28 protein-coding genes and 1 riboswitch are annotated in these 26,565 nt (G+C 68.8%); of the genes, 15 read left to right on the top strand and 13 right to left on the bottom strand.

Going from position 1 to position 26,565, the window contains the following annotated elements; genetic code table 11:
• Positions 1-143 precede the first annotated feature (143 nt).
• From ACQPYY_RS28960 to ACQPYY_RS28940, 5 genes are all read left to right on the top strand, one after another.
• The gene (locus ACQPYY_RS28960; protein WP_433591714.1) at positions 144-491 is read left to right on the top strand and encodes a DoxX family protein; all 348 of its coding nucleotides are present in this window, start codon (positions 144-146) and stop codon (positions 489-491) included.
• On the top strand, positions 491-1,588 hold the full coding sequence (locus ACQPYY_RS28955; protein ID WP_433591713.1) for an FAD-dependent monooxygenase: 1,098 nt from the start codon (positions 491-493) through the stop codon (positions 1,586-1,588). The genes ACQPYY_RS28960 and ACQPYY_RS28955 overlap by 1 nt, the downstream gene beginning before the upstream one ends.
• 273 nt (positions 1,589-1,861) lie before the next feature.
• Positions 1,862-2,011 (top strand): hypothetical protein, encoded by a 150-nt coding sequence (locus ACQPYY_RS28950; protein WP_379093377.1) that lies wholly within the window; start codon positions 1,862-1,864, stop codon positions 2,009-2,011.
• A gap of 186 nt (positions 2,012-2,197) precedes the next feature.
• The gene (locus ACQPYY_RS28945; protein WP_379093380.1) at positions 2,198-2,416 is read left to right on the top strand and encodes a hypothetical protein; all 219 of its coding nucleotides are present in this window, start codon (positions 2,198-2,200) and stop codon (positions 2,414-2,416) included.
• Between the two features lie 92 nt (positions 2,417-2,508).
• A complete protein-coding gene (locus ACQPYY_RS28940) occupies positions 2,509-2,982 on the top strand; it encodes a hypothetical protein (RefSeq protein WP_433591712.1) in 474 nt (157 codons plus the stop codon).
• 36 nt (positions 2,983-3,018) lie between these two features.
• On the opposite strand, the gene ACQPYY_RS28935 is transcribed toward ACQPYY_RS28940, so the two are convergent.
• Together ACQPYY_RS28935 and ACQPYY_RS28930 are read right to left on the bottom strand one after the other, a co-directional pair.
• A complete protein-coding gene (locus tag ACQPYY_RS28935) occupies positions 3,019-4,071 on the bottom strand; it encodes an extracellular catalytic domain type 1 short-chain-length polyhydroxyalkanoate depolymerase (RefSeq protein WP_433591711.1) in 1,053 nt (350 codons plus the stop codon).
• Positions 4,072-4,201: 130 nt separating this feature from the next.
• Positions 4,202-4,996, bottom strand: a complete 795-nt coding sequence (locus tag ACQPYY_RS28930) for a maleylpyruvate isomerase family mycothiol-dependent enzyme (RefSeq protein WP_433591710.1) — start codon at positions 4,994-4,996, stop codon at positions 4,202-4,204.
• A gap of 125 nt (positions 4,997-5,121) precedes the next feature.
• Between ACQPYY_RS28930 and ACQPYY_RS28925 the strand changes: the two genes are divergently transcribed.
• On the top strand, positions 5,122-7,200 hold the full coding sequence (locus tag ACQPYY_RS28925) for a thioredoxin domain-containing protein (RefSeq protein WP_433591709.1): 2,079 nt from the start codon (positions 5,122-5,124) through the stop codon (positions 7,198-7,200).
• Between the two features lie 62 nt (positions 7,201-7,262).
• Here ACQPYY_RS28925 and ACQPYY_RS28920 read toward each other — a convergent pair whose 3' ends face one another.
• From ACQPYY_RS28920 to trhA, 3 genes are all read right to left on the bottom strand, one after another.
• Positions 7,263-7,751 (bottom strand): hypothetical protein, encoded by a 489-nt coding sequence (locus ACQPYY_RS28920; protein WP_433591708.1) that lies wholly within the window; start codon positions 7,749-7,751, stop codon positions 7,263-7,265.
• A 244-nt stretch (positions 7,752-7,995) separates the two neighbouring features.
• A complete protein-coding gene (locus ACQPYY_RS28915) occupies positions 7,996-9,573 on the bottom strand; it encodes an adenylate/guanylate cyclase domain-containing protein (RefSeq protein ID WP_433591707.1) in 1,578 nt (525 codons plus the stop codon).
• Positions 9,574-9,630: 57 nt separating this feature from the next.
• Positions 9,631-10,338: a PAQR family membrane homeostasis protein TrhA gene (gene trhA, locus ACQPYY_RS28910; protein WP_433591706.1), complete on the bottom strand. Its 708-nt coding sequence runs from the start codon at positions 10,336-10,338 to the stop codon at positions 9,631-9,633.
• Between the two features lie 163 nt (positions 10,339-10,501).
• On the opposite strand from trhA, the gene ACQPYY_RS28905 reads away from it, so the two are divergent.
• Both ACQPYY_RS28905 and ACQPYY_RS28900 read left to right on the top strand, forming a co-directional pair.
• Complete coding sequence (locus ACQPYY_RS28905; RefSeq protein ID WP_379095769.1) at positions 10,502-11,272, top strand: isoprenyl transferase; 771 nt, start codon at positions 10,502-10,504, stop codon at positions 11,270-11,272.
• A gap of 151 nt (positions 11,273-11,423) precedes the next feature.
• Positions 11,424-12,029, top strand: a complete 606-nt coding sequence (locus ACQPYY_RS28900; protein ID WP_379093405.1) for a hypothetical protein — start codon at positions 11,424-11,426, stop codon at positions 12,027-12,029.
• 41 nt (positions 12,030-12,070) lie between these two features.
• Here the strand turns inward: ACQPYY_RS28900 and coaA are convergent, their stop codons facing one another.
• Positions 12,071-13,003 (bottom strand): type I pantothenate kinase, encoded by a 933-nt coding sequence (coaA, locus tag ACQPYY_RS28895; RefSeq protein WP_357091711.1) that lies wholly within the window; start codon positions 13,001-13,003, stop codon positions 12,071-12,073.
• A 239-nt stretch (positions 13,004-13,242) separates the two neighbouring features.
• Here coaA and ACQPYY_RS28890 point away from each other — a divergent pair, with 239 nt between their 5' ends.
• Together ACQPYY_RS28890 and glyA are read left to right on the top strand one after the other, a co-directional pair.
• Entirely contained in the window at positions 13,243-14,439 is a 1,197-nt protein-coding gene (locus ACQPYY_RS28890) for a DUF885 domain-containing protein (protein WP_433591705.1), read from the top strand.
• Positions 14,440-14,725: 286 nt separating this feature from the next.
• Positions 14,726-14,811: riboswitch (ZMP/ZTP riboswitch) on the top strand.
• A gap of 46 nt (positions 14,812-14,857) precedes the next feature.
• Positions 14,858-16,216, top strand: coding sequence for a serine hydroxymethyltransferase (glyA, locus tag ACQPYY_RS28885; RefSeq protein ID WP_379093411.1), 1,359 nt, complete (start codon positions 14,858-14,860; stop codon positions 16,214-16,216).
• Between the two features lie 60 nt (positions 16,217-16,276).
• Here glyA and ACQPYY_RS28880 read toward each other — a convergent pair whose 3' ends face one another.
• A complete protein-coding gene (locus ACQPYY_RS28880; RefSeq protein WP_379093414.1) occupies positions 16,277-16,585 on the bottom strand; it encodes a glutaredoxin domain-containing protein in 309 nt (102 codons plus the stop codon).
• Between the two features lie 61 nt (positions 16,586-16,646).
• Here ACQPYY_RS28880 and ACQPYY_RS28875 point away from each other — a divergent pair, with 61 nt between their 5' ends.
• Positions 16,647-16,973: a hypothetical protein gene (locus ACQPYY_RS28875; protein ID WP_379093416.1), complete on the top strand. Its 327-nt coding sequence runs from the start codon at positions 16,647-16,649 to the stop codon at positions 16,971-16,973.
• Between the two features lie 24 nt (positions 16,974-16,997).
• Here ACQPYY_RS28875 and ACQPYY_RS28870 read toward each other — a convergent pair whose 3' ends face one another.
• Positions 16,998-17,270, bottom strand: coding sequence for a hypothetical protein (locus tag ACQPYY_RS28870; RefSeq protein ID WP_379093418.1), 273 nt, complete (start codon positions 17,268-17,270; stop codon positions 16,998-17,000).
• A gap of 22 nt (positions 17,271-17,292) precedes the next feature.
• Between ACQPYY_RS28870 and ACQPYY_RS28865 the strand changes: the two genes are divergently transcribed.
• The 3 genes from ACQPYY_RS28865 to ACQPYY_RS28855 all read left to right on the top strand — a co-directional run bounded on the left by ACQPYY_RS28865 (position 17,293) and on the right by ACQPYY_RS28855 (position 20,383).
• The gene (locus ACQPYY_RS28865; RefSeq protein WP_379093420.1) at positions 17,293-17,664 is read left to right on the top strand and encodes a DUF488 domain-containing protein; all 372 of its coding nucleotides are present in this window, start codon (positions 17,293-17,295) and stop codon (positions 17,662-17,664) included.
• A gap of 243 nt (positions 17,665-17,907) precedes the next feature.
• Positions 17,908-19,308, top strand: a complete 1,401-nt coding sequence (locus tag ACQPYY_RS28860) for a PhoH family protein (RefSeq protein WP_379093423.1) — start codon at positions 17,908-17,910, stop codon at positions 19,306-19,308.
• Positions 19,309-19,525: 217 nt separating this feature from the next.
• On the top strand, positions 19,526-20,383 hold the full coding sequence (locus ACQPYY_RS28855) for an acyl-ACP desaturase (RefSeq protein ID WP_379093426.1): 858 nt from the start codon (positions 19,526-19,528) through the stop codon (positions 20,381-20,383).
• 209 nt (positions 20,384-20,592) lie between these two features.
• Here ACQPYY_RS28855 and ACQPYY_RS28850 read toward each other — a convergent pair whose 3' ends face one another.
• Both ACQPYY_RS28850 and ACQPYY_RS28845 read right to left on the bottom strand, forming a co-directional pair.
• Positions 20,593-21,015 carry a limonene-1,2-epoxide hydrolase family protein gene (locus ACQPYY_RS28850; protein WP_357091684.1) on the bottom strand — a complete coding sequence of 141 codons (423 nt, stop codon included), beginning with the start codon at positions 21,013-21,015 and terminating at the stop codon, positions 20,593-20,595.
• 49 nt (positions 21,016-21,064) lie between these two features.
• Positions 21,065-21,793: a TetR/AcrR family transcriptional regulator gene (locus ACQPYY_RS28845; RefSeq protein ID WP_379093430.1), complete on the bottom strand. Its 729-nt coding sequence runs from the start codon at positions 21,791-21,793 to the stop codon at positions 21,065-21,067.
• A gap of 106 nt (positions 21,794-21,899) precedes the next feature.
• On the opposite strand from ACQPYY_RS28845, the gene ACQPYY_RS28840 reads away from it, so the two are divergent.
• Positions 21,900-23,078, top strand: a complete 1,179-nt coding sequence (locus tag ACQPYY_RS28840) for an FAD-dependent monooxygenase (protein ID WP_433591704.1) — start codon at positions 21,900-21,902, stop codon at positions 23,076-23,078.
• Positions 23,079-23,094: 16 nt separating this feature from the next.
• Here ACQPYY_RS28840 and ACQPYY_RS28835 read toward each other — a convergent pair whose 3' ends face one another.
• The 3 genes from ACQPYY_RS28835 to glpX form a co-directional block, all read right to left on the bottom strand.
• On the bottom strand, positions 23,095-23,847 hold the full coding sequence (locus tag ACQPYY_RS28835) for an isocitrate lyase/PEP mutase family protein (RefSeq protein WP_379093437.1): 753 nt from the start codon (positions 23,845-23,847) through the stop codon (positions 23,095-23,097).
• An 88-nt stretch (positions 23,848-23,935) separates the two neighbouring features.
• Entirely contained in the window at positions 23,936-25,327 is a 1,392-nt protein-coding gene (locus ACQPYY_RS28830; RefSeq protein ID WP_433591703.1) for a class II fumarate hydratase, read from the bottom strand.
• A 155-nt stretch (positions 25,328-25,482) separates the two neighbouring features.
• The gene (gene glpX / locus ACQPYY_RS28825) at positions 25,483-26,514 is read right to left on the bottom strand and encodes a class II fructose-bisphosphatase (protein WP_357280095.1); all 1,032 of its coding nucleotides are present in this window, start codon (positions 26,512-26,514) and stop codon (positions 25,483-25,485) included.
• Positions 26,515-26,565 lie beyond the last annotated feature (51 nt).

Here is a 26,565-nt window from a genome sequence, read left to right as displayed (position 1 = left end):
GCACGAACGGACCGTGCGTTTTGCACGGCCCGTCGCTGTCGAATGCAGCTCGAAGCGATGACTCGCGCACTACAGGCCGCGATCCGCGAATGTGACGCTGTTCCAGTACGAAAACAAGATCGAAGCGTGCAAGGAATGGACTCATGAACATCGCGTACCACGTCGTCGGAATCGTCGCGGCCCTGTGGATCGGCTTCTCCGGCTTCTCCCTGTTCACCCGCAAGGAGTTCGTCGTCGAACCGCTCCAGCAGTACGGTGTTCCCACCTCGTGGTGGAACTGGCTGGCGCTGGCCAAATCCGCGGGCGCGCTGGGCCTGATCGTCGGGTTCTTCCTCCCCGCGATCGGCATCGCGGCGGCGGTGTGCCTGATCCTCTACTTCCTGGGCGCCTCGGCCACCTCCATCCGCGCCGGCCACGCCTCCTCGGCCATCTTCCCGGTCCTCTACCTCGTCCCCGCGGCGGCCACCATGGCCCTGCAGCTCGCCCGGTGATGAAGGCGGTCATCGTCGGCGGCGGCATCGGCGGTCTCGCGACCGCCATCGCCTTCACCCGCCACGGCTGGGACGTGGAAGTGCTGGAGCGGTCCACCCGGATCACGGAGGTCGGGGCCGGATTGTCGCTGTGGCCCAATGCTCTTCGGGCACTGGATGCGCTGGGACTCGGCGACGAGATCCGCAGCCGGGCCCGCGAGGAGAACTCGGCCGGAATCCGGGACAGCAAGGGCCGCTGGCTGTCCCGCACCGACGTGGACGCCATCCGCGCCCGCTACGGCAGCCCGATCCTCATGCACCGTCACGACCTGCTGGACATCCTGCGCGCCGCGGTCCCGGAATCCGCCGTGCGCACCGGGATCTCGGCCACCGAAGCCCGCCCCGACGGCGCCGTCGCGCACTCGGCTGGTACCTCGACCGGCGACGTGGTCGTGGGCGCGGACGGCATCCACAGCATGGTGCGCCGCACCGTCTGCGGTTCCGTGGAACCCCGCTACAGCGGATACACCGCCTGGCGGGTGGTGGTGACCCCGGCCGAGCCCATCGGCGACATGGGTGAAAGCTGGGGCAGGGGAGAACGTTTCGGATACGGCACCCTCCCCGACGGTCGCGTGTACTGCTTCGCCACCGCCAACCTGCCCGCGGGTGCCGAGGGTGGCGGTCTATCCGAATTGCGTGCCAGGTTCGGCTCCTGGCACGAGCCGATCCCCATGCTGCTGGCGGCAGCCGACGACACCGCCCTCCTCGAACACGACCTCTACGACCTCCCGCCCCTGAAGGCTTTCACCGCCGGGCGCATCGCCCTGGTCGGTGACGCGGCCCACGCCATGACCCCCAACCTGGGCCAAGGCGCCTGCCAGGCGCTCGAGGATGCTGTGGTCCTCGCCCGGGTCGCCGCCGAGGGCGGCGACCTCACCCCCTATGACACCCAGCGTCGCCCCCGGACCCAGATGATCGTCCAACGCTCCCGCTCCATCGGCGCGATCGGCCAGCTGTCCTCCCCGCTGGCCGTCCTGGCCCGCAACGCCATCCTGCGCCTCACCCCACCCTCCGCGCAGTTCAAATCCCTCGCCCCGATCCTCGACTGGGAGGTCTGAACCAGCTCTTCCTCGGTCGGCCGCGGCCGCCGAGGACTAGTTGTTCTCGTTCGCCGGCGGTATGACTCAGGGATCAAGGATTCGCGAACCTACGCCGACGTCTACCAGGAGTCCGTAGGCAAGGAAGCCGCCAATTGAGTGTCCTCCGGCGATACGCCACGCATCCGTACGGACGTGGCCGTCAGCATCCCGTAAAGAGGTGTTCCGGTCGGGGATTCGGCGCGGATCATGGATCTTCGGAAGCGAAGTCGGCCGAGGAACGAGGTGATCGGAGTGTCGTTCGGCAGCGTGGCGGCCGTCATGGCATCGGAGACGGTTCCGACCTACTCCGGCCCCGCCGTGGCGATCGGGACCGCGATCTTGCTGTTCGCTCTCGTCGGACTGGCGACCTGGGTGTTGTTCGCCGAGCATCGCCACCGGTGAGCCCGGTGCGGCAAATGGCCGTGGGGCCGGCCTGACCAGATGAGCGGAAAAGATGGGCGATAACGAAACGGACAAGTCGATAGCTAAGAGATGGCAAACCTATGCCCCGGTGGCCTAGCGTCTGTCCTCGTCGTACTTCTGTCCCGAGCTCGTCATCATCGTTCTCGATTCGTAGGAGCAGATGAGATGCTTGCAGGAATCGCCCGCTCTGTGGTCGTCGCCGCGGTAGCCGCCCCGCTGGTCGCTCTTGCGGCCGTGGCGCCCGCGTCGGCGAGTGAAGCCACGGAATCGACCGTGGACCGCCCCGTCGCGCTGCAGAATGTGGACGCCCCCTACATCTGGGTGAACATCTGCGTCCACATCCCGACGCCGGGATCGGCCACCCTGAACTGGTGCTTCCCGTAGCTGATCGGACTGTTCCCGAACGAGATTCGACACCGCCGCGCCGTGCGGTCGTTCCGTCGTGCGGTGCGGTCGTTCACTGGAGAGGAGTAGCTATGCAGGCCGGCATCCGTGTCGCCGCGTTCGGCGTCACCGCTCTCGCGTGGATTCTGCCCGCTACCGGTCCGCTACACGCGGATCCCGGTGCGTGCACCGTCCCCGCCGACACCACGAACCAGTACCTGATCCTGTACGGGGGCTCACGTTCCGTCCCCGCCGCCGCCAACGGCGAATCCATGGCCATCGTGCGGTTCCCCAGCCAGGGCTCCCTGCAATACATGGTGGCCGGCACCGGGGTCTGGCACGACAGCACCTACACCTACACGTCACCGGAGCCCGGCGTCGCGGTCATCGACGCCACCGAGCCGGCCGCCGCGGGCCCCGTCACCTACTCGGTCACGCTGCGGTGCCGCACCAACGAATCCGGCTCCTTCTCCTACACCGGCCCGGGCGCGGACGCTCCGAGCACCGACAACGCCGCTCCCGGCGCGAGCAACGCCACCTACCGGTTCAGCCGCAGCGCGATCTGACAACTGTCGCACCGCATCACGGCATCCGGGCGCGGCTCATTCGCAACGGAACCCCGTGTCGGTGCGGTGGATGCGGGAGAAGAAATCCCACGCCGCCTGTGAGGCGTTCGGGCCACGGGCGTCGGTGAACTCGGCGGCGTCGGGATCGGCCGAACCGCCCGACCAGTAATGCGCCATACCGTGGATCGTCCACAATTGGAGTGTGGGGCAGTCCGATTCGTGCTGTCGCCAGGACTCGACGGCGTAGGAAAGACCCTCGGGCCTGTCGGCGACACCCTCGGCGCTGCCGGTCGGCCGCACAGGAATCCCTTGCGGGGCTTCCTGTGCGGCGAGCACCAGATTGTCGGTCTGTCGCCACTGCTCGATGACCTCGCGCCCGCATTCGTACGGCACCGCCAGATCGGCATCGCCGTGGAATCCGATGACCGGGAGCACCCTGCGGTAGCGGCCCTCGGCGGAGAATGCCTGTGCGGCAAGCTGTTCGGTTGAGGCGGTAGGCAGGTACGGGCCCACACAGCCGAGCGCGCCATGATCGAACGCCGCCCCCGAATGCACGCCGATGGCGGCGAACAGGTCCGCGAAATACGCACCCAGCAGTGTGGTCTCGTAGGCCCCGGAGGACATCCCCAACGCGTAGACCCGATCGGGATCGATGTGGTAGCGCTCGATGGCGAGCCGGGTCATCGCCGCGATCGCGGCGGCGTCCCCGGAAGCCCGGCTTTCGGACGCGGGCGCGAGCAGCCCCGACCAGCATCGCTGTTGCAGCAGATGGAACGGGCTGCCGTCGACATAGAGGACCACGAATCCGTCGTTGCGCGCGATCGGGTCCAGGAGATTGGCGCGACGCTGCTGTTCGGCGGTGGTCTTGCACCCGTGGATCATCACCACCAGTGCGGGGTTCGCGGGCAGGTCACCGGGCACGAAAGCCTCGTAGCCGTACGTCAGCACACCCGAGGTGTAGGTGCCGGTATCGATCCGGCCGGTGTCGTCGGGCCCGGCGGTCGATGGGGCCGCGGTGGCGATCAGCAGGCCGGTCAGGAGGACGATCACGGACAGTCGGACGGTGCCGCAATGGTCGAATACGCGCATGGTTCCCCGGCTTTCACCGATCTGGTCGCACACGGTCTCGGTCGCGATTCCGCGGGCGCGGCGTCCCGAGAATTGTCCCGCAGGATCGCGCGAACTTGCGGGGATTGCGGTAGGTGACCGGCTGGGCGGTTCAGATGAGATCGATGGCGTCGAGCACGCGGGTACCGAGCTCGGTGTCGCCGGTGATCGAGACCTCGCAGTCGCGCCACGCGGCGCGGGTCGTTCCCCACCGGGGGAATTCGTCGGCGCGAGCGGTGATTTGGGCAGCGGTGTTCTCCGTCCCGCCGCGTCGCACCCGGATGGGGCCGCCCTGGTCGGTGTCGACGCGCCAGGTGCCGCCGCCGGGGCCGGTGAAGGTCATGGCGACGGGGGCGTCCAGCCAGGCCAGGCGGTCGCGGTGCGATTGCTCCAGCAGGCTGGTCAACCAGGCCAGGATCGAGGCCACCCGCCGCTCGTCGGTCGGCGGGTGCGGGCGGTCCAACGCCGCGGCGATGTCGTGGCGCAGGTGGGTGTGCCAGTCGAAGAGGAACATCGCCGGGAAGAGGCGCGTCGGATAGCGGCCGAGCTCGCCGACGGGCAGCCGGACGCCGCCGAGACCGGGTGCGGTCAGGACGGCCAGGGCGGCCGTGCCGACTCGGGTCCAGGTCGCGAAGCCTTCGAGGACTTGCGCCGGTGACCGCCGGCGCGAGGCGGCCACGGCCCGCTCGTTGAGGCTCTCCACGTCCTTGGTGGCCATGAAGGCGAGCGCGGCCGGGGTGACGACGGTTCGCAGGTCGGCGGCCATATGCGCGACAACGTCTTTCACGCTCCAGCCCGCGGCCAGGCTGTCGGCGCGCCATTCGGCGTCGGTGAGATCGGCGCAGTAATCGAGCACGGTCTGTCGCTCGATGCGCAGCGCCGAGAGATGGTCAGCGGTCGCCCTCACCCTTGGATCGTATCGGGTGCGGGCATCACCATCCGGATTACCGGCGGCGGCGTCCCGGCCCGGCCGCCCGTGGCCTCCAGGGGTGGATCGCGGTCGCCTCTTGCCGGGTGTGGGAGGCTGGGGATATGAACCGATTGGGCAGTGCCACCTCGCCTTATCTGCGTCAACATGCCGGGAATCCGGTGCATTGGCGGGAGTGGGACGCGGCGGCGCTGGCCGAGGCGGCCGAGCGGGACGTGCCGATCCTGCTGTCCATCGGGTACGCCAGCTGCCACTGGTGTCATGTGATGGCGCACGAGTCGTTCGAGGACGAGGCCACCGCCGAGCTCATGAACGAGAACTTCGTGTGCATCAAGGTGGATCGGGAGGAACGGCCCGATCTGGACGCGGTGTACATGAACGCGACCGTGGCCATGACCGGGCAGGGCGGGTGGCCGATGACGTGCTTCCTGACGCCGGAGGGGGAGCCGTTCTACTGCGGGACCTACTACCCGAAGACGCCGCGGCACGGGATGCCGTCGTTCGCGCAGGTGCTGACCGCGGTGGGGGAGACGTGGCGGAATCGGCGGGACGAGGTGAATACCGCGGCGGCGCAAGTGGGAGAGGCGCTGCGGCAGCAGACGGCGGGGTTGCCCGACGCCGGGGTCGGGATCAGCGCCGACCTGGTGCAGCACGCGGTCTCGGCCGTGTCGAAGGACGTGGACGCGCAGCACGGCGGGTTCGGGGGCGCGCCCAAGTTCCCGCCGTCGGCGTTGCTGGAAGGGCTGCTGCGGCATTATGAGCTGACCGGGGATCTCGGTGTGCTGCAGGCTGTTTCGTTCACCTGTGAATCGATGGCCCGGGGCGGGATCTACGACCAGCTGCGGGGTGGGTTCGCGCGATACTCGGTAGACGCGGCGTGGGTGGTGCCGCACTTCGAGAAGATGCTGTACGACAACGCCCAGTTGGTGCGGGTGTACGCGCACCTGGCCCGGCGCGGGCTCGACGCGCCCGGGAGCGAGCGCGGCGGAGAATCCTTGGCGCTGCGGGTGACTCGCGAGACCGTCCAGTTCCTGATGGCCGATCTGGGCACCGAGCAGGGGGCCTTCGCGTCCGCCCTGGACGCCGACACCCACCTCGAACCGGGGCAGCCCGGGGTCGAGGGAGCCACCTATGTCTGGACGCCCGCGGAACTCAACGGCGTGCTCGGGGCGCTCGACGGAGCCTGGGCCGCGGAGATCTTCGGTGTCACGACGGCGGGGACGTTCGAGCACGGCACCTCGGTGCTGACGCGCTACACCGACCCCAAGCCGGTGGACCACGAGCGGTTCGAGGCCATCCGGGCGGCCATGTCGGCGGCGCGGGAACTGCGGCCGCAACCCGAGCGGGACGACAAGGTGGTCACCGCCTGGAACGGGATGGCCATCGTCGCGCTCGCGGAAGCCGGTGCCGCACACGAGCATCCGGAGTGGATCGCGGCGGCCGTCCGGTGCGCGCGGTTCCTGCTGGACACCCACGTGACCGACGGCCGCGTCTGCCGCGCCTCGCTGGGCGGCGTGCCCGGCACGGCCGCGGGCGTGCTCGAGGACTACGCCTGGCTGGCGCTGGGACTGCTCGCACTGCACCAGACCGCCGAAGGGGACTGGCTCGCCGAGGCGCGCCGCGTACTCGACGCGGCCATCACGCACTTCGCCGACGTGGACACCCTGGGCAGCTGGTTCGACACCGCCGACGACGCCGAAACCCTGCTGACCCGGCCCCGCGACCCCCTGGACGGCGCAACCCCTTCGGGCACTTCGGTTCTCGCCGAGGCCCTGCTCACGGCCTCCGCGCTCACCGACCCGGATCAGGCCGCCCGATACCGGCGGCTCGCCGACGAAACCCTCGCGCGGGGAGCGGTTCTGCTGGCCCGCGCCCCCCGCTCGGCGGGACACTGGCTGGCTGTGGCCGAGGCCGCCCTGCGCGGGCCCATACAGGTGGCGATCTCCGCGGGCCCGGATGGCGAATCCGGCTCGGCCGCAACGCTGGTGGCCGCTGCCCGCGCGGCCGCTCCGGGCGGCTCGGTCATCGTCTCCGGCGGCGTCGACTCCCAGCCCTTGCTGGCCGACCGGCCGCCGGTGCGCGACACCTCCGCCGCCTATATCTGCCGTGGCTCGGTCTGCGACCTCCCGGTCACCACGGTCGAAGACGTCCGCGCCGGTCTGCTTCCGCCGCAATCGGCCTGACGGTCCGCCGGCAGTCCTCCCGCGCCCGCATATTCCGAGTTGAGAGGTGCGGGCCCGGAGTGTCAGGCCACGCGAGATCGCATGGCCTGGACCCGGTTTCCCGCCAGTACGGCGGCTGGAACGGCGACCAGGACCGCGAGGATATGCGCGGCGCGAAAAAGCCCGATCAGCACGGATGCCGGGGTCCAGCCGGTGAACAGCGCACCCGTGGAATCAGCCTCGAGCAGCGCGCTCAGCGGCTCCGCCACCAGCGAAGCCACCCCGACGGTGCCCAGCCCCACCACGAGAATCACTCGCGCCCAACGGCTTCCGAACAACATGCGGGCCGCGAGCCAGAACACCGTCAGATAGATCGCCGCCCGAATCCCCAACCCGACCGCGACACCCGACAGCCCGACCCCGGGATCCTCGAGCACCCGCGCCGCCCGCAACAGCGTCTCCGCCACTCCGGCGACCAGGGCCACCACCACCGCCCGGTACGCGAGCACCGCCCGCTCGGGCCGCTCCCACCCCGCTGCCGACTTCCGCTCGAACGCGCCGATCTCCTCCATACACTCACTGTCGGGCCCTCGCCCTCGCTGGGAATCACCCTCGGGTACGAGCCCAACCCGATCCCGTAGTACGACAGTCGGATCGAAGGGTCCAGGGGTGGGCCTGACATAGCCAACGCGCATATTCCGTTGCCTGGAGGGACTGGCCGGTCTTACAGTCCGGGGCGTGTTGAGGTCATGTGTTTCAGCGATGTACTTCCAGGTCCCGCCGAGTTCGCACACCACGTTCGCGCGGATTGAATGATCAGCGATCGGCGGGTTTCGGGGGTTGGGGTGCGGCCGGTCGGGGGGCGTCCTGCGGGACGGTGCCGTTGCGGTGGATCGACGCGGGGGACGCGGGCACGGCGGCCGGTACATCGGTCCAGCCCGGAGTGGGTTCCTTGCGGCCGCGGAGGTGGAGAGTGTCGTGCAGGATCCACTGTGTGCGCTCGGCGTCGGAGGCGGCGTCTATGACCGCCTGAGAGGCGAGAATCCGGCGGGGGACGAGCTTGGCCTCGGTGGTCAGGCGGGCGGCCTCGTTGACCGCGTCGCCGATCACCGTGAATTCCAAACGGGTGTCGGTGCCGACGTCCCCGGCGAAGACACAGCCGCGGGCGATGCCGATGCCGACGTCGAGTTCGCCGAGCGCGGCCACCTCGTCGCGAATCCGGCGGGCCGCCTTCAAAGCGGGGGTGGCGTTGTCGTCGAGAGCGATGGGCGCGCCGAAGATGCACAGCGCCGCATCGCCTTCGAACTTGTTGACCAGACCGTGGTTGTCCTCGGTCGCCGCCACCACGATGGTCAGCAGTCGGTTGAGCTTGGCCACGAAGTCGTGCGGGGCGAGCTCGGTGGCCAGCGCCACCGAACCGGTGACGTCCACGAACAGGGCCGTCGCCTCCCGCATGTCGCCGGTGAGGCTGGGGCTGCCCGACAGTGCCCGCTCCGCCACCTCGTCGCCCACGTGCCGCCCGAAGACGGTCCGCATGCGCTCGCGCTCACTGAGATTGGCGGCCAGCTCGTTCACCGAATGCTCGAGCCGCCCGATCTCGCTGGTGCTGTTGATGGTCACCCGCGCCTCGAGATCGCCGTGCGCGATCCGGTCGAGCGCGTCGCGCAGGGTGTGCATGGGCGTGGCCACCGCGCGCGCCAGCGCCGCCGTCGCGACCACGCCCGCGGACAGGCCGACGATGGCGAGATAGATGCCGGTCCGGATGCGGTCGTCACTGTCGGTCGACGGATCGGCGAGCACGGTGACCAGCATGAGCAGCGGCACCGCGCCCGCCACCGCGAAAGTGACCAGCACCCGCGCCAGCACGGTATTGCTCCAGTGCGCGGTCTCGTCGAGCACCTCGGCCACCACCGGAATGGTCGGCCGGATCAGCCGGTCCACGATCAGATAGGTGAGCGCCGCCGACTCCAGCCCGCCGAGGGTGAACATCGACAGCACCACGGGGAAACTGCGGTCCTCGGTGGCGTGGGCGAAGATGGCGGCCGCCACGATCACGCCCGGCAGCCAGATGGCCAGCGCACGGATGGTGATCGCGAGCGGTAGCCGCAGCAGTCGCCGGGCCTCGTGTTCGGTGGGCGGCCGATGCTGGTCCAGCCAGCCGAAGTAATGCCGCCGGTCGCGCACCGCGAGCACGATGCCCGCGAGGGCGCCGATGGCCGGATAGACGGACACTCCGATGAAGGTGGAGATCCAGTTCGAACCGAGCCGGCTCAGGAAGCCGCTCAGGAACAGTTCGGTGGTGATCACCGCCAGGCCGCCGAGGTTGCACGCCATGACGACAGCAGACAGACCCCCCGGCGCCCGCAGCGCCCACAGGATGAGTCTGCTGGTCACGTCGCAGACTCTAGGGAACTTTCGGCCGAGATTGCACCTTTGTGGGGAATTACTCGATCAGCTCAGCAGTACCAGCCAGACCGCGACATAGTGGCACAGCGCCGCGATCACCGTTGCGGCGTGGAAGAACTCGTGATGTCCGAACACCTCCGGCCACGGATCGGGCCAGCGCGCGGCGTACAGGATCCCGCCGACGCTGTAGGCGATGCCGCCCGCGAGCAGCAGAATCACCGGCGTCCAGCCGACATTGCCGATGAGCGTCCCGGCCACCGGGACTATGGCCCACCCGAGCAACAGATACAGCGGCACCCCGACCCAGCGAGGGGCGGTGGGCCACAGCATCTTCAGCGCCACCCCGGCCAGCGCGCCCGCCCAGACCATGGCCAGCAGCACATTGCCGGCGGTCCCGCGCACCCCGAGCAGCGCGAACGGCGTGTAGCTGCCGGCGATGAACAGGAAGATCATCGAGTGGTCGGCCCGTTTCATCCACATGCGGGCGCGCGCGGTCTTCCAGTTCACCCGGTGATAGGTCGCGCTGATCCCGAACACCCCGCACACGGTGATGCCGTAGACCAGCGTCGACCACGCGGCTTTCCCGGACACCGTGCTCGCCACGGACACCAGCACGATCACCGCGATGGCGGCGACGCCGACGGCCCAGGCATGGATCCAGCCGCGTAGGCGGGGCTTGATGGCCGCCAGCTCGTCGCGGACGGTTTCGACCAGACCCGCGGTGTGATCAACGGGCTGCACGATGTCGGCCATATGTTCCTCCTCGGTAACCTACGGTACCGTAGGTTGTCTTCGGCGCTACGTCCAGAATGGGTTCGGCACCCGGTCATCGGCCGGTACGAAAGTTTCTACGGCTCTTTCGACCGGCAAAATACGCGGGGAGGCGGGTGAGCGTAGGGTTGCGGCCGTGAAGTTTGTGGGTCAGGTGCGTGGACTCCCATATCGCGTATACGAGGCACGGCTGGCCAGGCAGCTGGCGGGTAAACAACATCCGCGACACGTCGCTGTGATGTGTGACGGCAACCGTCGCTGGGCCAGGGAGAACGGGTTCAGCGATATCTCGCACGGCCATCGGGTCGGTGCGCTGAAGATCGCCGAGCTGGTCGGCTGGTGCGGCGAGGCCGGCATCGAGATGGTGACCCTCTACCTGCTCTCCACCGAGAATCTGCGCCGCGATTCCGACGAGCTCGACACACTTTTCGAGGTCATCACCGACGTCGTCGACGAACTGTCTGCGCCGGAACAGGATTGGAGCGTCCGCATCGTGGGCGCGCTCGATCAGCTGCCCGCCGAGTTCGCGCGCCGGCTCAGTGAGGCGGCCAAGAGCACCGAGGGCCGCACCGGCGTGCACGTCAACGTGGCCATCGGCTACGGCGGCCGCCAGGAGATCGCCGACGCGGTCCGCTCCCTGGTCCGCCAGGAGATGGACGCGGGCGAGACCGGCGAGGATCTGGTGCAGTCGATCACCGTCGACGCCATCGGCCAGCACCTCTACACCTCCGGCCAGCCCGACCCGGATCTGGTCATCCGCACCTCCGGTGAGCAGCGCTTGTCCGGATTCCTGTTGTGGCAGAGCGCCTATTCGGAGATCTGGTTCACCGAGGCGTACTGGCCGGAATTCCGGCGCGTGGATTTCCTGCGGGCCCTGCGGGATTACGCGGCCCGGCACCGCCGCTTCGGCGTCTGACCGCCTCTGTCATCTCGTACTCCTGTGACTGTGTCACAGGAGTACGAAGCGAGAATGTTGTGGGTGATCCCGCAACAGTCGGTCAACGGTTCCGTTGCAGTGCAACGGCTTCGGCGTTCGCGGGCCGGTCGCTGCCGTACCGTCTGGTGGTATGAGTGAGCTGCGTGAGGACTCGAGCGGCCTAGCGGAATCCCAGGTCGTCGCGGTGCCGTACCTGAGCTACGAGGAATTCGGGCGGAGATTCCTCGAGTACGCCGCCTCACCGGAGCGGATCGCGGGGGCGTTCGGGAAACTCACCGGGGAGGCGTTCGAATTCGGGCCGATCGGCGCGGGACCGGGCAAACTGGCCAAACTCTCGGCGACCGTGCGGCTCGGGCAGCCCCGGCTCACTCGTGACATGGACGACATCATCTCGTTCGACCTGGTGATCCCGCTCAAGGTCGACCTGCTCATCGACCTCGCGGTGGACCGCTACCCGTTCCGGGTGGACGGCACCATCCACCTGCATCTGACGGTGCGCACCGCCGAACCGCTGCGGGTGCTCATCGAGATCGCCGAACCGCAGCCCAGCAATGTGCGGATCAATGTGGCCAGCGCCACCCGCCGTGGCGAACTGCTGCGCATCATCGCCAGCGTGGATCACGAGATCCGCCGATTCGTGGCGCGCTACATCGCCACCGAGATCGACAAACCGCACATCCGGGCCGCCACCGATATCGACGTCGGCGCACGGCTGGACGCCGCCTGGACGCTCTGACTCACCGCCTGGACGCTCGACTCACCTCGCTCGCACGAGATTCAGAGTTTCCTGAGCCGCAGCCGGTTGATGGTGTGGTCGGAGTCCTTGCGCAGCACCAGGGTCGCGCGCGGCCGGGTCGGCAGGATGTTCTCCACCAGGTTCGGCCGGTTGGTGTTGTGCCAGATCTCCTTGGCCTGGTTGGTGGCTTCCTGGTCGTTGAAGTTCGCGTAGTGGTGGAAGTGCGAGTTCGGGTCCTGGAACGCGGTCTTGCGCAGCGACAGGAAGCGCTGCACGTACCACTTCTCGATGTCCTCGATGCGGGCGTCGACGTAGACCGAGAAGTCGAACAGGTCCGACACCATCAGGCGCGGACCGGTCTGCAGCACGTTGAGGCCCTCGACGATGAGGATGTCGGGCTGGCGCACACAGTGGTACTCGCCGGGCACGATGTCGTAGGCGATGTGCGAGTAGACGGGCGCGCACACCTCGGACGCGCCGGATTTCACCTCGGTGACGAAACGCAGCAGCTTGCGCCGGTCGTAGGACTCCGGGAAGCCCTTGCGGTGCATGATGCCGCGCCGGGTGAGTTCGGCTGTCGGGTACAGGAATCCGTCGGTGGTGACCAGATCCACCCGCGGATGGTGGTCCCAGCGCGCCAGCAGCGCCTGCAGCACACGCGCGGTGGTGGACTTGCCGACGGCGACCGAGCCCGCCACGCCGATGACGAACGGCACCTGACGGTCGGGGTGGGTCTCGCCGAGGAAGGTGGCGGTGGCGGCGAACAGGCGCTGCCGGGCCGCGACCTGCAGGTGGATGAGTCGGGCCAGTGGGAGGTAGACCTCGGCGACCTCTTCGAGGTCGATCTGCTCCCCGAGACCGCGCAGGCCGACCAGTTCCTCTTCGGTCAGCACCAGGGGAGTCGCCTTGCGCAAGGTACGCCACTGCTTGCGGTCGAATTCGACGTAGGGGCTGGGCTCGCTCATCCGTGCCATTACTCGTGTCCTTGCATTCGACACTCGTGTCCTCGAATCTGACACTCGCCTCGCGTCGCCAACACTCCACGCATAGCCGAATTGTGCTCGGCTCCAACATCGAGGTGAACACCAGGTGTTGCTACTGGCCGGTAACTAGAGTGGGATGGGCCACATCACAGGCATCGGGCGTGTCGGGTGAGGCTGCGCGGCACGGGATCCGGGCCGCTCGAGCGCTGAGAATCACCTAGGGTCGAGCTATGGCAGCGCATCCCCTGGTGACCGAGTATCTACGGCTGGGACTGGCCTTCGACCGGCTGGAGGAGGGATTCGTCGACGCCTACACCGGCGACCCGGCCCTGCGCCGCGAGGTCGAGAACGCGCCGAAGCCCGAACCACGCGAGCTCGCGCACCAGGCCGCGGGCCTGCGCAAGGAACTGCCCGACGCGGGCCTGTCCGAGGAGCGCGTCGAATTCCTCGACGTCCACCTGCGGGCGCTGGAATGCTCCGGGCGCAAGTTCGCGGGGGAGGACATCTCCTTCGTCGAGGAGGTGAGCGCCTACTTCGACGTCGACATCGCCCCGGGCGACACCGAGGACTACCGCGAGGCCCACCGGCAGCTCGACGAGGTGCTGGCGGGCGACGGACCGCTGCTCGACCGCATCTCCGCGCACCGCCGTCAGGACGAGATCCCGCCCGAACGCCTGAAGGAATGCGTGGCCGCCTTCTCCGGCGCGCTGCGCGAACTGGTCCGCGACCGCTATCCGCTGCCCGACAACGAGCACGTGGAATACGAAGTGGTCGGCGACAAGCCGTGGTCGGGCTTCAACTACTACCTGGGCAACTACCAGTCCCGGGTGGCCATCAACTCCGATCTCAAGCAGCACCTGTCGCAGCTGCCCGGGCTGATCGCGCACGAGTCCTACCCGGGCCACCACACCGAGCACTGCCGCAAGGAGGCCGGACTGGTCGGCGCCGGGCAGGACGAGCAGACGCTGTTCGTGGTGAACACCCCGCAGTGCCTGATGGCGGAGGGGCTGGCCGATCTGGCCCTGAAGTCGATCGTTGGCCCGGGCTGGGGCCGCTGGGCACAGGAGATCTACGCGGATCTCGGCCTGCGTTTCGATGGCGAACGCGCCGAGCGGATTTCGACGGCGTCGGCGAACCTGCTGAGTGTGCGCCAGGATGCGGCGCTGTTGCTGCACGACCGCAAACGTGATTCGACCGAGGTCGCGGAGTATCTGCAGCGCTGGAGCCTGGTCACGCCGGAGCGGGCCACACAGTCGCTGCGCTTCCTGTCCTCACCGCTGTGGCGGGCCTACATCTCCACCTATGTGGAGGGCTATCGACTACTGGGCGGCTGGCTGGACCGGGCGGGCGATGCCGCCGAGCGGTCCGAGCGTTTCCGCCGGTTGTTGGACGAACCCCTCACGCCCGGCGCGATCCGCCGCATGTGAGGGGTACTCCCCGAAGGTCCGGAACGGGTCAGGCGCCCCAGGAGGCACAGGACGCGCCACCGGAGGACATGGTGCACAGGGTCTTCAGCAGGGTGAACAGGATGTCGGTCGGGCCACCGGTCGCGATGTTGAACAGCATGTGATGAATCCTCGAAATCTGGGTAGGGGCAAGGACACTGACCCATCTGGGTCAGCCGTGCGTCACCTTACCCAGATTTGTTGCTCCGCCATAGCCTGTATCTGTGATTCTGTCCACTCGAAGGACTGTTAACGCCGTTGGCTAGGATGGGAGGACCGCGACTGGCGCACTCGAGGTGGAAGTAACCACCGGGAAGCACCCCAAGTCCGGCACCGCGCGCCTGGGTGCCTGGCGATCCCCGAATCCCGATTCGGGGTACCCGGACGACGGAGGTGCGCCATGCGCGATTCCCTGAACCCACTGACCGACTCCGCGGCGGCGGCCAATACACTCGGCGACGTGACGACCCAGACGAGCGCCTCTGTGAACAGCCAGTCCCTCGCCGAACTCGACCCCGAGGTCGCGGCCGCGATGGGCGGCGAACTCGCTCGCCAGCGCGACACCCTCGAGATGATCGCCTCGGAGAACTTCGTGCCGCGCGCGGTCCTGCAGGCACAGGGCAGCGTGCTCACCAACAAGTACGCCGAGGGCTACCCGGGCCGCCGCTACTACGGCGGCTGCGAGAACGTCGACATCGTCGAGGATCTGGCCCGCGCCCGCGTCAAGGAGCTCTTCGGCGCCGACTTCGCCAACGTCCAGCCGCACTCGGGCGCGCAGGCCAACGCCGCCGTCCTGTCCGCGCTGATGAACCCGGGCGAGAAGCTGCTCGGCCTGGACCTGGCCCACGGCGGCCACCTCACCCACGGCATGCGCCTGAACTTCTCGGGCAAGCTGTACGAGGTGCACGCCTACGGCGTGTCCAAGGAAGACCACCGCGTCGACATGGACGAGGTCCGCAAGATCGCCCGCGACACCCGCCCGAAGGTGATCGTCGCCGGCTGGTCGGCGTACCCGCGCCACCTGGACTTCGCCGCCTTCCGTGAGATCGCGGACGAGGTCGGCGCGTACCTGTGGGTCGACATGGCGCACTTCGCCGGTCTGGTCGCCGCCGGGCTGCACCCGTCGCCGGTCCCGCACGCCGACGTCGTGTCCTCCACCGTGCACAAGACCCTGGGCGGCCCCCGGTCCGGCCTGATCCTGGCCAAGCAGGAGTTCGCCAAGAAGCTGAACTCCTCGGTCTTCCCGGGTCAGCAGGGCGGCCCGCTCATGCACGCCATCGCCGCCAAGGCCGTGGCCTTCAAGATCGCCGGCGGCGCGGAGTTCGCGGAGCGTCAGGCCCGCACCATCTCCGGCGCCAAGATCCTCGCCGAGCGCCTGACCGCCACCGACGCCAAGGACAAGGGCATCACCGTCCTGACCGGCGGCACCGACGTGCACCTGGTGCTGGTCGACCTGCGCAACTCGCAGCTCGACGGCCAGCAGGGCGAGGACCTCCTGCACGAGATCGGAATCACCGTGAACCGCAACGCGGTTCCGTTCGACCCGCGCCCGCCGATGGTCACCTCCGGCCTGCGCATCGGCACCCCGGCCCTGGCCACCCGCGGCTTCGGCGACGAGCAGTTCACCGAGGTCGCCGAGATCATCGCCGCCGCGCTGACCGGCTCCGCCGACCTGGACTCTCTGCGTCAGCGCGTCTCCAAGCTGGCCCAGGACTTCCCGCTGTACGACGGCCTCGAGGACTGGCGTCTGCTGGGCTGACAGCTGCCGAACGGTCAAGCGCCCGCCGCGATCTCACGATCGCGGCGGGCGCTCGTCGTTTCAGAAGGTCCAGAACCTGCGCGGGCCGCCGGTGAGCTGGGGAGCGTCGGCGGAGACGGTGGCGATCAATTCCTTGGGATGCGGGTTGACCCAGTTGCGCTCCGTCGAACCGTCGCGGAACACGACCGTGGGCACGGTCTCGTTGCCGTCGGCCACCGAGCGGACGAACGCCGCCGCGTCGGGGTCCTGCCAGATGTCGACCTCACGGTGAACGATGCCGTGCCGGTTGAGGACCCGCCGCATGCGCGAACAATAGGGGCAGCCGGGACGCCGGTAGACGATCAGCTCCGCGGTGGCATCAGCGCTCATTCTCGGAGTGTAGGACCCCGGCGACGGAACGGCCTATGCTGCAAGGGGATCGGAGGCGGGGATGACGACGACCGTTTTACTGCTGGGATTGACGTCGGCCGTGGTGGACGAGGTGCGCGAGCGCGTCGACCTCCCGGAGGTCGATCTCCACGCGGGCACCGGGCTGGCCGATCTGCGGGACACGTTGGCGCGCACCCCGATCGACCACGTGATCATGGGTGCGGGCCTGGACCTCGAGGACCGGCTGCGCATCGTGCGCGCCGTCTTCGAATCCAGTGACCGCACCACCGTCCACCTGAAGGACTTCGCCTCGGGGCCGCAGGGATTCGCGCCGTTCGTGCGTGCCGTGCTCACGGGGTTGCACGGCACGCCGCTCGGCGATTCCTGACTCGGAGGCCGGGGATTCCCGGCCTCAGGCGTGCTTGGTGAGGTAGTCCACGTACATCGGGCGCAGCACCTCGCCCAGTTTGCCCTCACCGGCGTGGAAGTAGTCGTCGAGCAGGGCCGCGGTGTTCCAGATGTCGACTTCACCCTCGCCCTGTTTGCCCGCGGCGACCTCCGCGCCGGGGATCGCCTTGAGCAGTTGCCACAGGAATTTCACGTCACCGTGGCGGGCGGCCAGCTTCACGGCGCGGTCGTGCAATTCCTTGGTGGACAGGGTCGCCAGATCCGGAGTTTCGGCCATGGTCTCGACTGTAATGGAGGCCATGACACAGCAACCGGGATACCGGGTCAAGCGCGTCTACGACGCCCCCGATGCCGCCGACGGCCGCCGCGTGCTGGTGGACCGGCTGTGGCCGCGCGGCATCAGCAAACAGCAAGCGGCCATTGACGAATGGGCCAAGGACGTGACCCCGTCGAACGAACTTCGCAAGTGGTATCACGCCGCGCCGGAGACACGCCGTGCCGAGTTCGAGCGCAAGTATCGAATCGAGCTCGACGCCGATGCGGCCCGCGAAGGTCTGGCGCACCTCCGGGCGGAGGCCGCGGCCGGTCCGTTGACCCTGGTCACGGCCACGAAAGAGCCGGAGCACAGCCATGTCCCGGTGCTTCTCGCGGAATTGGGCGAAACACCCTAACGGGACTCCCGTTAACCCGATCTTCACGAATGTGCCCGATAGACGGGCGGCCGGATCGCGAATTCGGCGGTAGCGTCGGGGGTGCGGGCCGCGTAGGTGTGGCTCGTACGGGAGGTCCTGATCGTGACTGAGCAACTCAGTACGAGGGGGCCGGCACCCGGCCCTCGGGTCGTACGACCCCAAGGCTGACCGGCCCAGCGAGAACGCTCGCGCGGTGTCGCGCGAGTGGCAAAGGAGCCCACCGTGACTGATGCACGCTCCGTCAACGCTCCCACCAGGGACGCCGGCTCTGACCAGAGCCCGCGGCCCACGACACGGGGAGTTCGCGCCTCGCAGTCGTCCGATTCCGGACCGAAAACCTTCGTAGTCGACACGTCGGTGTTGCTGTCCGACCCCTGGGCCCTGACCCGCTTCGGCGAGCACCACGTGGTGCTGCCGCTGGTGGTGATCAGTGAGCTCGAGGCCAAACGCCACCACCACGAACTCGGCTGGTTCGCTCGCGAGGCGCTGCGCATGCTCGACGATATGCGCTTGGCGCACGGTCGGCTCGATCAGCGGGTGCAGGTCGGCACCCAGGGCGGGACACTCCAGGTGGAGTTGAACCACACCGACCCCGCGGTACTGCCCGTCGGATTCCGCACCGACAGCAACGATTCCCGCATCCTGGCGTGCGCGCTCAACCTGGCCGCCGAGGGCCAGCGGGTCGCGCTGGTATCCAAGGACATACCCCTGCGGGTCAAGGCCGGCGCGGTCGGCCTGCAGGCCGAGGAATACCACGCCCAGGATGTCGTCATCTCCGGATGGACCGGCATGGTGGAGCTCGAGGTGGCCACCGCCACCGTCGACAAGCTCTACGCCGATTCGGTCCTCGATCTCGACGAGGCGCGGGACATGCCCTGCCACACCGGGATTCGCATGGTCAGCCCGCGCGGCAGCGCCCTGGCCCGGGTCACCCCGGACAAGCGGGTGCAGCTGGTGCGCGGCGACCGGGAGGCGTTCGGACTGCACGGGCGCTCGGCCGAACAGCGGATCGCACTGGATCTGCTGCTGGACGAGAGCGTCGGCATCATCTCGCTCGGCGGGCGGGCCGGTACCGGTAAATCCGCGCTGGCGCTGACAGCCGGACTGGAGGCGGTGCTGGAGCGCCGCACGCATCGGAAGGTGGTGGTGTTCCGCCCGCTCTACGCGGTGGGCGGGCAGGAGCTCGGTTACCTACCGGGCTCGGAGGCCGACAAGATGGGGCCGTGGGCGCAGGCCGTCTTCGACACCCTGGAGGGGCTGGCCAGCCCCGAGGTGATGGAGGAGGTGCAGGCGCGCGGCATGCTGGAGGTGTTGCCGCTCACCCACATTCGCGGACGCTCGCTGCACGACTCCTTCGTGATCGTGGACGAGGCGCAGTCGCTGGAACGCAATGTGCTGCTCACCGTGCTGAGCCGGTTGGGCAGCGGATCGCGAGTGGTGCTCACCCACGATGTGGCCCAGCGCGACAACCTGCGGGTGGGCCGGCACGACGGCGTGGCCGCGGTGATCGAGAAGCTCAAGGGGCACCCGCTGTTCGCGCACGTCACCCTCACCCGCAGTGAGCGGTCGCCGATCGCGGCGCTGGTCACCGAGATGCTGGAGGAGTTCGGACCGAATTCCTGAGATTCGGTAGGTAGTTCACCCGCCCGGCCGGAGAGCCACGCGCCCTTCGGCCGGGCGGCGGCATCACCTGGGTCGACAACAAGACCACGGTCACCGAGAAGTAGCCCGGCCGATCCGGGGCGTCCCGCGCGGGCGTACCGGACCCGGGAACGGCCATAGCGAAGACGAATACTCGCGAAGATCCCCGCGGTAGCCGATCTGCCGCTAGGTTGTTCGCGTGCACAACGTTTTGGCCGATCGGGACCTGCTGGATTCACTCGCGGCGGAGGTGGAGACCAACCTCACACGGCATATCGACGCCAGCCCGGAGTGGCAGCCCCACGATTACGTGCCGTGGTCCGACGGCCGCAACTTCCAGGCCATGGGCGGAACCGATTGGGACCCGGCGCAATCCGAGCTGAGCGAGGTCGCCAAGACCGCCCTCACGGTGAGCGTGCTGATCGCCGACAACCTGCCCTCCTACCACCGTGAGCTGGGCAAGCACCTGCGCACCGGCCCGTGGTGGCGGTGGGTCGGCCGTTGGACCGCCGAGGAGAACCGCCACGAGATCCTCATCCGCAACTTCCTCATGGTCACCCGCGCCGTCGACCCCATCGCGCTGGAGCGCATGCGCATGGCGGCCATGACCGCCAGCTTCAACCGTCCCGGCATGCACCTGCTCGAGGTGCTCGCCGTGTCCGCCCTCGAAGAGGCCGCCGCCGCCGTCCGGCACCGCAACACCGCCCGCCTCGCCGGCGACGTCATGGTCGCGTCGATCGCCGACCGCCTGGCCGCCGACGACGAGCTGCAGGCCGTCTTCTTCGCCAACCTGATCTCCGCCGCCCTGGACCTGGCCCCCGACCAGACCCTGCGCGCCATCGCCGACCGCGTCGCCGACTTCCAGGTGCCGGTGATCGAACTGTCCGACGGCCGCTCCAGCGACGAGGTGCTGGCCGCGGCCGGGATCTACGACCGCGCCCGGGAGCCCGAGCTGGTGTTCGGACCGCTGCTCGAGCAGTGGAAGGTCTTCACCCGCACCGACCTCGGCGAGGACGGGGAGAAGGCGCGGGCCGAACTGGCCCACCTGCGCCCCTGAACCAGCCGACGCAGCCGGACCGGTCGAGGCGCCAGGACAGCCGCCGCGACCGAACCGCCTGCCGCGCCCCGGAATCGCCGGGGTACCCGACCTGACGCCGCGCCTCGTGCGCGGTTTCGATGCCGACGCCCGCCGCGAGAATCGTGGCGGGCGTTGTGCTTTCACGGGCCGCCGTTGTGCTTTCACGGGTCGGCGCCGTGCTGCGCGGTTCAGTGCGGGAGTATCGCGCGCACCACGCCGGTCGCCGTGCCGCGCAGGACGTTCTCCCACGAGAAATGGTCGTGCCAGAGCGTGATGCGGCCATTGCGGAACTCGAAGGTGCCGCACACCCAGAACGCGATCTCGATCGGGCCCACCCGCAGGTAGTCGGTGCGCTCGGTGAGCACCACCCCGTCGTCGGTCGCGGCGATGTGGTGCATATCGGCCCGGAAGCCGAAGCGCGGGTTGTTGAACAGGCCCAGCACCCAGCGCACCCGGTCGATACCGCGCACGTCGGGCAGCGAGGTGTTCTTCCAGACGATGCCCGGGTCGGCCAGTTCGAGGGCCTCGGGCACGATGTTCATCTCCAGCGCCGCGAAGAATTCGCGCACGGTGGTGACCGGATCCTGCTTCAGCTCGGGTAGCTCCGCCATCTGCCGAGCGTAAGCCGAATCCGGGCCGCGGCACAGACATTCCCGGCAACTACCGCCGTGTCGCGATGAGCGCCGCCACCCCGTCCAGGATGCGCTCGATGCCGTAGTCGAGGGCGTTGTCGCGGCCCGCCGCGGCCGCGCTCCCGGTACCGGGGACGGCCTCGGCGAGCGCCACCGCCGCGTGCGGGAAGCGGTCGGCCTGGGTGAGGAACACCGCGGTCATCTCCCGCGCCAGTTCGCCCTCGAGGTCCGCGCCCGCGGTCCCGGTCTGCAGGCCCATCCCACGCACGTGGTTGAGCAGCAGGACGACGGTGTCGAGGCGTTCCGCGTGGGTCAGGCCGCTGCGGTCCAGCACGGCGAGAGCGGTCTCCAGCCAGGCCAGCTCGTTGGGGCCCATCACGCGGACGCCGGTGGCCAGTTCGTTGAGCCACGGGTGGGCGACGGCATTGCCGAAGAAGGTCCCGGACCACTCCCGCAGGTAGGCCCGCCACGATTCGGGATCGGCGGGGTCGGTGTGGTTCTCCGGCGGCGAGCTCAGGGCGGCGTCCAGCATGAGCGCGGTGAGCTCGGTCTTGCCGGGGACGTAGCGGTACAGGGCCATCTTGGCGCAGCCGAGCCGTTCGGCGAGCCGGGCCATGGACAGGCTGGCCAGGCCTTCGGCGTCGGCGAGGTCGACGGCCTCGGCGACGATGCGCTCGAGGGTGAGCGAGGGTTTGGGCCCGCGCCGGGGGCGGTCGGGGGTGCCCCAGAGCAGTTCGCGGGTGGTGGGTGCCGGCATGGTCGCCATCCTTCCGGATTTCCGAGTTGACACCTAACTGCGTCCACCATACTCTATTAATCATCAACAGCGTCCGAGGGACGCAGTTACTGAAGGGGTCACCATTATGCGCAACACCACCGTCCTCGTCTCCGGCGCCAGCGTCGCCGGTCCCGCTCTCGCCTACTGGCTGCACCGTTACGGCTTCCAGGTGACCGTGGTCGAGAAGGCCCCCGCCCTGCGCACCGGCGGACAGGCCATCGACTTCACCGGCGAGACTCACATGACCGTGCTCGAGCGGATGGGCGTGCTCGCCGACATCGAACGCCGCCAGACCGGCAAGACCGACATGGTCATGCTCGACGAGTCCGGGCAGCAGCGGGCCCTCATCTCCGGCGACTTCACCGGCGGCGACATCGAGATCCTGCGCGGCGACCTGGCCGCGATCATGTACGAGCACACCGCCGACACCTGCGAATACCTGTTCGGCGACACCGTCACCGCGCTCACCGAGACCGCCGACGGCGTGGACGTCGAATTCGCGCATGCCCCGGCCCGGCGCTTCGACCTGGTCTTCGGCTGCGACGGAATCCACTCGCGGATACGGAAACTGGCCTTCGGGCCCGAATCCGAATTCCTCGCCTACCGCGGCTACTACTACGCGCTCGCGGGCGCGTCGCCGTGGGAGGACGCCGACGGATCGCGCGAGCGGGCGGTGTCCCACGGCTGGACCGCGCCCGGGCGGCTCGCCGTCGACGGCGGGGCGAAGGCCGCGCAGATGTACATGTTCGCCTCACCCGAACTCGAGTACTCCCGAGACGATTTCGACGAGCAGCGCCGGATCGTCGCCGAGAAGTTCACCGGCATGGGCGGCGACGTGCCCGCCATGCTGGCCGACCTCCCGCACCTGGACGGGTTCTACCTGGACTCGCTGAGCAAGGTGACGATGAAGAACTTCGTCTCCGGACGCGTGGCCCTGGTCGGCGACGCCGGTTACGGCAACACCCTCGCCGGATTCGGCACCGGGCTCGCCGTCGTCGGCGCGTACGTCCTGGCCGGTGAACTGGCCGTCGCCGACGGTGACCACACCGTCGCCTTCGCCCGCTACGAGGACATCATGAAGCGCTACCTGCGCAAGGCCGACGACGCCCGCCCCGGCCCGTTCCTGGCCCCGAAAACCGCCCTGGGCCTGCGCTTCCGCAACTGGTTCCTGGGATCCTGGGCCTTCGACATGATGCTGAAGTACGCCGATTCGGCGAAGAACGACATCGAGTTGCGGGACTACCCGGCGCTGGTCTCCCACTGAGCCAGCCGCTGTCGGGTCAACGCCAGGGCCCGAACAGCCCGTTCGCGTAATCGGTCAGCGCGTTCTGCAGGAACGGCCCGAAACTCACCCGGGCCACACCCAATTCGGCGAAGTACTCCCGTCCGCCCTGGGTGGGGATGCCGATGGAATTGATCGGCAACGGCAGTTCCCCGGTGAGCCGCCGCAATACCTCGGGCTCGTGCCGGCCGACCGGATAGAGCACGTCGGCCCCGGCGGCCGCGGCGAGACGCAACCGCTCGAGCGCGCTGTCCAACCGCTCCGCCGGAGTCCCGGTATCGGGACGCAGGAACACATCGGTGCGCGCGTTCACCACCACATGCACCCCGGTCGCGTCGGCGGCCCGCCGCAACTCACCGACCAGATCCGCATGCTCCCGCGGCTCCCGCAGCCGGCCACCCTCGCTGTGCACGGTGTCCTCGATATTGAGACCAACCGCCCCGGCCTCCAGCAGACCCTCGATCAGAGTCGCCGGCTTCTGCGCGTACCCGGACTCGATATCCACCGAGACGGGAATGTCCACCGCGGCCGTGATCTCCCGAATCCGCGAGGTCACCTCGGAGAACGTCATCCCCTCCCGGTCCGCCTTCCCCAGCGAATTCGCGAGCGGATGGCTCCCGACGGTGATCGCCGAGAACCCGGCCTCCCGTACGAGAGTCGCGGACCAGGCATCCCACACGGTCGGCAGGATGACGGGATCACCGGGCTGGTGAAGAGCGAGAAAGTCGGCGGCTTGCTGCTCGAGGCTCATGATTCGATCCTGCCTGACGGTGTCGGTGGGCGAAAGGTGGACTGCGCCACCGGCACCGGTCGCACGCCGGTGCCGGGCGGTGCCGAGGTCAGTTGCCGTCGACCTTGGCCATCGAGAGCACGTTCAGGCGGCGGTCGAGTTCCTCGAGGGAGAGGTTGTCGCCGATCAGGCCGCGGTCGATGACCGTTTGGCGGATTGTCTTGTGCTCCTTCAGGGCCTGCTTGGCGACGGCGGCGGCTTCCTCGTAGCCGATGGCGGAGTTCAGCGGGGTCACGATGGACGGGGAGGATTCCGCGAGGTGCCGGAGGCGGTCCACGTCGGCTACCAGGCCGGACACGCACTTGTCGGCGAACAGGCGGGAGACGTTGGCCAGCAGGCGGATCGACTCGAGGACGTTGCGGGCCATCACGGGGATGTAGACGTTCAGCTCGAACGCGCCGTTGCCGCCGCCCCAGGCGATGGCGGCGTCGTTGCCGATGACCTGCGCCGCCACCTGCGTAACCGCTTCGGGGAGGACCGGATTCACCTTGCCGGGCATGATCGAGGAGCCGGGCTGGAGGTCCGGGAGCTGGAGTTCGGCCAGGCCGGTGAGCGGGCCCGAACCCATCCAGCGGATGTCGTTGGCGATCTTGGTGAGGCTGATCGCGACCGTGCGCAGCGCGCCGGACAGCTCCACCAGGGCGTCGCGGGCGGCCTGTGCCTCGAAGTGGTCGCGGGCCTCGGACAGGTGGTCGAGGTCGGTCGCCTTCGTCAGCTCCGCAACGACTTTCGCGCCGAAACCGGCGGGCGCGTTGAGGCCGGTGCCGACCGCGGTGCCGCCGATGGCCAGCTCACCGACGCGGGGCAGAGTGGCGAGCAGGCGTTCGACGCCCGCGCCGACCTGGCGGGTGTAGCCGCCGAACTCCTGGCCCAGGGTGACCGGGACCGCGTCCATCAGGTGCGTGCGGCCGGACTTGACCACCGACTTCCACTCCCGCGACTTGTCCTGCAAGGCCAGCCGCAGATGGTCCAGGGCGGGGATCAGCTCCTTGACCACTGCCTCGGTGGCCGCGAGATGCGTTGCGGTGGGGAAGGTGTCGTTGGAGGACTGCGACATGTTGACGTCGTCGTTGGGGTGCACGGTGACGCCGTCGCGGGCGGCGATGCTCGCGATCACCTCGTTGGCGTTCATGTTCGAACTGGTGCCGGACCCGGTCTGGAACACGTCGATCGGGAACTGGTCGTCGTGGCGGCCGTCGGCGACCTCGTTGGCGGCCGCGATGATGGCGTCGGCCTTGGCCTTGTCCAGCAAGCCCAGATCGCGGTTCACGGCGGCGCAGGCCGCCTTCAGCAGGCCGAGCGCGCGAATCTGCGCGCGCTCCAGGCCACGTCCGCTGATCGGGAAGTTCTCCACCGCGCGCTGCGTCTGCGCGCGCCACAGGGCGTCGACGGGGACACGAACCTCACCCATCGTGTCGTGCTCGATCCGGTACTCGGTCATGAATTCGACCCTAGGCCCGTCCCGCGCCTCGCGGGAGTGCCACGCCTGAGGGAATCGGCACACGCAGGCCGGGAATAGGCCACCTGCGCGCCGGAAGAATGAAGCCGCCCCGGTGGATGTATCCACCGGGGCGGCAATCAGTTTGGCGATGCCGATCAGGGCAGCGGCGGGGTGGCGTGCTCGTCGCCGACGAAGTCCACCGACGCGTACTCGCGCAGCTTGGTCAGGCGGTGGAAGCCGTCGATCATGCGGATGGTGCCGGACTTGGCGCGCATCACGATGGACTGGGTGTAGGCGCCGCCACCGTAGTAGCGCACGCCCTTGAGCAGGTCACCGTCGGTGACGCCGGTGGCGCTGAAGAACACGTCGTCACCGGAGACCAGGTCGGTGGTGTTCAGGATGCGGTCCAGGTCGTGGCCGGCGTCGATGGCCTTCTGGCGCTCGGCGTCGTCCTTCGGGGCCAGCTTGGCCTGCAGCGCGCCGCCCATGCAGCGCATGGCGGCCGCGGCGATGATGCCTTCGGGGGTGCCGCCGATGCCGATCAGCATGTCGACGCCGGACTCCGGGCGGGCGGTGGCGATCGCGCCGGCCACGTCACCGTCGGAGATGAGGCGGATGCGGGCGCCCGCGTCGCGCACGGCCTTCATGTGCTCGGCGTGGCGGGGGCGGTCCAGGATGCAGACCGTGAGGTCGGAGACCGAGGAGTTCTTGGCCTTGGCGACCCGGCGCAGGTTCTCCGCGATCGGCGCGCCCAGGTCGATCACATCGGCGGCGTCGGGGCCGACGGCGATCTTCTCCATGTAGAACACGGCCGACGGGTCGAACATGGCGCCGCGCTCGGCGACCGCCAGCACGGAGATGGCGCCGGGGGAGCCCTTCGACATCAGGGTGGTGCCGTCGATCGGGTCGACCGCGAAGTCCAGTTCGGCGCCGGTGCCGTCGCCGACCAGCTCGCCGTTGTACAGCATGGGCGCTTCGTCCTTCTCGCCCTCACCGATCACCACGATGCCGCGCATGGAGACGGTCGCGACCAGCTGACGCATGGCGTCCACGGCAGCGCCGTCGCCGCCTTCCTTGTCACCCCGGCCTACCCAGCGGCCCGCGGCCATGGCGCCGGCCTCGGTGACCCGGACCAACTCGAGTGCGAGGTTGCGGTCCGGTGCCTCGCGGCGGCTGGATGCGGTCATGAGAGGAGCCTCCTTGTTGTCAACTGCTGCGTAAATTGTCGCATTGCGGTT

Source organism: Nocardia sp. CA-145437 (assembly GCF_050956485.1).
Taxonomy (GTDB): domain Bacteria; phylum Actinomycetota; class Actinomycetes; order Mycobacteriales; family Mycobacteriaceae; genus Nocardia.
Note: the sequence above shows the minus strand (reverse complement) of the source record. Positions and strands in the feature narration are given on the sequence as shown.

Coding starts and splice junctions, on each gene's coding strand:
- ACQPYY_RS28960 (WP_433591714.1), top strand. CDS start 144: ATGAACATCGCGTACCACGTCGTCGGAATCGTCGCGGCCCTGTGGATC.
- ACQPYY_RS28955 (WP_433591713.1), top strand. CDS start 491: ATGAAGGCGGTCATCGTCGGCGGCGGCATCGGCGGTCTCGCGACCGCC.
- ACQPYY_RS28945 (WP_379093380.1), top strand. CDS start 2,198: ATGCTTGCAGGAATCGCCCGCTCTGTGGTCGTCGCCGCGGTAGCCGCC.
- ACQPYY_RS28940 (WP_433591712.1), top strand. CDS start 2,509: ATGCAGGCCGGCATCCGTGTCGCCGCGTTCGGCGTCACCGCTCTCGCG.
- ACQPYY_RS28935 (WP_433591711.1), bottom strand. CDS start 4,071: ATGCGCGTATTCGACCATTGCGGCACCGTCCGACTGTCCGTGATCGTC.
- ACQPYY_RS28925 (WP_433591709.1), top strand. CDS start 5,122: ATGAACCGATTGGGCAGTGCCACCTCGCCTTATCTGCGTCAACATGCC.
- ACQPYY_RS28920 (WP_433591708.1), bottom strand. CDS start 7,751: ATGGAGGAGATCGGCGCGTTCGAGCGGAAGTCGGCAGCGGGGTGGGAG.
- trhA (WP_433591706.1), bottom strand. CDS start 10,338: ATGGCCGACATCGTGCAGCCCGTTGATCACACCGCGGGTCTGGTCGAA.
- ACQPYY_RS28900 (WP_379093405.1), top strand. CDS start 11,424: ATGAGTGAGCTGCGTGAGGACTCGAGCGGCCTAGCGGAATCCCAGGTC.
- coaA (WP_357091711.1), bottom strand. CDS start 13,003: ATGGCACGGATGAGCGAGCCCAGCCCCTACGTCGAATTCGACCGCAAG.
- ACQPYY_RS28890 (WP_433591705.1), top strand. CDS start 13,243: ATGGCAGCGCATCCCCTGGTGACCGAGTATCTACGGCTGGGACTGGCC.
- glyA (WP_379093411.1), top strand. CDS start 14,858: ATGCGCGATTCCCTGAACCCACTGACCGACTCCGCGGCGGCGGCCAAT.
- ACQPYY_RS28880 (WP_379093414.1), bottom strand. CDS start 16,585: ATGAGCGCTGATGCCACCGCGGAGCTGATCGTCTACCGGCGTCCCGGC.
- ACQPYY_RS28875 (WP_379093416.1), top strand. CDS start 16,647: ATGACGACGACCGTTTTACTGCTGGGATTGACGTCGGCCGTGGTGGAC.
- ACQPYY_RS28870 (WP_379093418.1), bottom strand. CDS start 17,270: ATGGCCGAAACTCCGGATCTGGCGACCCTGTCCACCAAGGAATTGCAC.
- ACQPYY_RS28865 (WP_379093420.1), top strand. CDS start 17,293: ATGACACAGCAACCGGGATACCGGGTCAAGCGCGTCTACGACGCCCCC.
- ACQPYY_RS28850 (WP_357091684.1), bottom strand. CDS start 21,015: ATGGCGGAGCTACCCGAGCTGAAGCAGGATCCGGTCACCACCGTGCGC.
- ACQPYY_RS28845 (WP_379093430.1), bottom strand. CDS start 21,793: ATGCCGGCACCCACCACCCGCGAACTGCTCTGGGGCACCCCCGACCGC.
- ACQPYY_RS28840 (WP_433591704.1), top strand. CDS start 21,900: ATGCGCAACACCACCGTCCTCGTCTCCGGCGCCAGCGTCGCCGGTCCC.
- ACQPYY_RS28835 (WP_379093437.1), bottom strand. CDS start 23,847: ATGAGCCTCGAGCAGCAAGCCGCCGACTTTCTCGCTCTTCACCAGCCC.
- ACQPYY_RS28830 (WP_433591703.1), bottom strand. CDS start 25,327: ATGACCGAGTACCGGATCGAGCACGACACGATGGGTGAGGTTCGTGTC.
- glpX (WP_357280095.1), bottom strand. CDS start 26,514: ATGACCGCATCCAGCCGCCGCGAGGCACCGGACCGCAACCTCGCACTC.